Here is a 2,311-nt window from a genome sequence, read left to right as displayed (position 1 = left end):
ACCCCGCCCGGCGGACGCAACAGCTGGCGCGCCTGCCGTCCCAGCACGTCGGCGAGCCGCAGCCGCTCGGCCTCCGTGGCGACCTGACCCATGCGGCGGGCGGCGCAGGCGAGAGTGAAGGTGCGACGGGCCAGGATGGCGGGATCCCAGGCGAACGGCGACCAGCGGGCGAAGACCGTCGCCCAGGCCAGGGTCAGCCGCAGGGCCTCGCGCGCGCCCCGCTCGCCCTCGAGCATCAGTGACGGCAGCCAGGCGAAGGCGTGCAGTTCGACGGCGAAGGCGCGGGTCGGGCTGGGCCGGTTCCACGGATCTTCGGGGGCGGCGGCCTCGAGGCTGGAGCCCGCGAGGATGAATTTCCCGCCCAGGACCGTCTTGCCGGCGGCGGGATCGACCGGACGGAAATCGCGCGGCGTTGCCGCGAAGCCCTGCGCTGTCCGGCCTTTCAGGGTGAGGGCGTAACCGGGCAGGCCGTAGAGCTCGATCCACAGCTGTCGGGTCAGCAGGCGGCCGGCGACGGCGGGCCACAGACCGGGTCCGGTGGCGGCGTCGGTGGTGCGCACCGGGGTCCGCATCGGCGCGCCGCGCAGGCCGGGGATCGCACCGGGCTGCGGGGCGTCTGCTTCCGGGCGGGCGAAGGGGCCGAGGGGACTCATGCCGGGGGGGTGGCGGCCTTCAGGGCGCGGATATTGTCGGCGTAGGCGGCCGCGCCGCCGCGGAACACCGCCGTGCCGGCGACGAGGGCGTCGGCCCCTGCGGCGACGCAGGCGCCCGCGTTGGCGGCGGTGACCCCGCCGTCGACCTGCAGGCGCGCCTTCGATCCGGCCGCGTCGAGCAGGGCGCGGGTGCGTTCGATCTTGCGCAGGGTCGAGGGAATGAAGGACTGGCCGCCGAAGCCCGGATTGACTGACATCAGCAGCACCAGGTCGACCAGATCGATCACCTCCTCCAGCACGGCCAGCGGCGTGCCGGGGTTCAGCACCACGCCCGCCTTCGCGCCCAGCTGGCGGATGCGGCCGAGCGTGCGGTGCAGATGCGGCCCGCTTTCCGGGTGGACGGTCAGGTAGTCGGCCCCGGCCTCGCGGTAGGCCTCCAGCCAGGGATCGACCGGGGCGACCATCAGGTGCACGTCGAACGGCAGGCTGGTGTGCGGGCGCAGCGCCTTCACCACCTCGGGGCCGATGGTGATGTTGGGCACGAAATGGCCGTCCATCACGTCGACGTGGACCCAGTCGGCGCCGGCGGCCTCGAGGGCGGCGACCTCCTCGCCGAGGCGGGCGAAGTCGCTGGCTAGGATCGACGGGCAGATCAGGGGCGCGGGCATGGGTCCGGGGATAAGACGGGTCGCCGACGGTAGCAAGGCGCGGGCTGGGTTTCGGCGGCCGCCGGAGCTACACGGTTCGGTCATCGACCCCCATCCGCCGCGGAGACCGTCATGAGCGAACACGTCGCAACCATCGAATGGAGCCGGGACGGACAGGTCTTTTCCGACAACCAGTACGCCCGCGCCCACGACTGGCGCTTCGACGGCGGGGCGGTGGTGCGGGGTTCCTCGGCCCCGTCCAGCGTGCCGGCGCCGATGTCCGACCCGGCCGCGGTGGACCCGGAAGAGGCGCTGGTGGCGGCCGTGTCCAGTTGTCACATGCTGTTCTTCCTCGCCTATGCGCGGAAGGACGGGTTCGTCGTCGACCGCTACCAGGACGACGCGGTCGGGGTGCTGGGCCGGGACGAGCGCGGCCGGATGTCGATCACCGCGGTGACCCTGCGGCCCTCGATCGTCTTCTCCGGCGAGGCGCGGCCCGACGCCGCCGCCCTGGACGACCTGCATCACCGGGCCCACGAGGCCTGCTACATCGCCAACTCCATCCGGGCGGCGGTCGCGGTGGAACCCCGCTGAGCCGCCGACAGCCGTTCCCAGGCCGGAACAAATGAGGCACAAGGCGGCGATGCCCGCCGACTCAACTCTCCTCGCCGCCCCGCCGACGCTGGCCGAGGCGCGCGCGACGCTGGAGCGGGTCTGGGGTCATGCCGATTTCCGCGGCCGCCAGGCCGAGGTGGTCGCCGAGGTCCTCGCCGGCCGGGACGTGCTGGCCGTGCTGCCCACCGGCGGGGGCAAGAGCGTCTGCTACCAGGTCCCGGCCATGCTGCGGCCCGGACTGGGCCTGGTGATCTCGCCGCTGATCGCCCTGATGACCGACCAGGTCGAGGCCCTGAGACAGCAGGGGGTGGCGGCGGCCCGGCTGGATTCCGGCGTCTCGCTGGACGACCGGTCGGAGATCTGGCGGGCGGCGCGGGCCGGCGAACTGGATCTGCT

General features: G+C 73.4%; 3 protein-coding genes and 1 pseudogene. 2 read left to right on the top strand and 2 right to left on the bottom strand.

All coding sequences use genetic code 11. From position 1 onward, the window contains the following. Nucleotides 1-653, bottom strand: a pseudogene (locus VGD32_RS13060) (heparinase); the annotation flags it as partial. Continuing rightward, the gene (gene rpe, locus VGD32_RS13055) at nucleotides 650-1,321 is read right to left on the bottom strand and encodes a ribulose-phosphate 3-epimerase (RefSeq protein WP_331032316.1); all 672 of its coding nucleotides are present in this window, start codon (nucleotides 1,319-1,321) and stop codon (nucleotides 650-652) included. The gene rpe and the pseudogene VGD32_RS13060, both read right to left, overlap by 4 nt. A gap of 111 nt (nucleotides 1,322-1,432) precedes the next feature. On the opposite strand from rpe, the gene VGD32_RS13050 reads away from it, so the two are divergent. Together VGD32_RS13050 and VGD32_RS13045 are read left to right on the top strand one after the other, a co-directional pair. Next, on the top strand, nucleotides 1,433-1,894 hold the full coding sequence (locus VGD32_RS13050; protein WP_331032315.1) for an OsmC family protein: 462 nt from the start codon (nucleotides 1,433-1,435) through the stop codon (nucleotides 1,892-1,894). Nucleotides 1,895-1,943: 49 nt separating this feature from the next. Next, nucleotides 1,944-2,311 (top strand): DEAD/DEAH box helicase (locus VGD32_RS13045; protein WP_331032314.1); only part of this gene is annotated, 368 nt, incomplete at its 3' end.

The organism is Brevundimonas sp., assembly GCF_036402095.1.
Lineage (GTDB): Bacteria > Pseudomonadota > Alphaproteobacteria > Caulobacterales > Caulobacteraceae > Brevundimonas.
The sequence above is the reverse complement of the archived record's forward strand: the minus strand, read 5'-3'. Positions and strand labels throughout refer to the sequence as shown.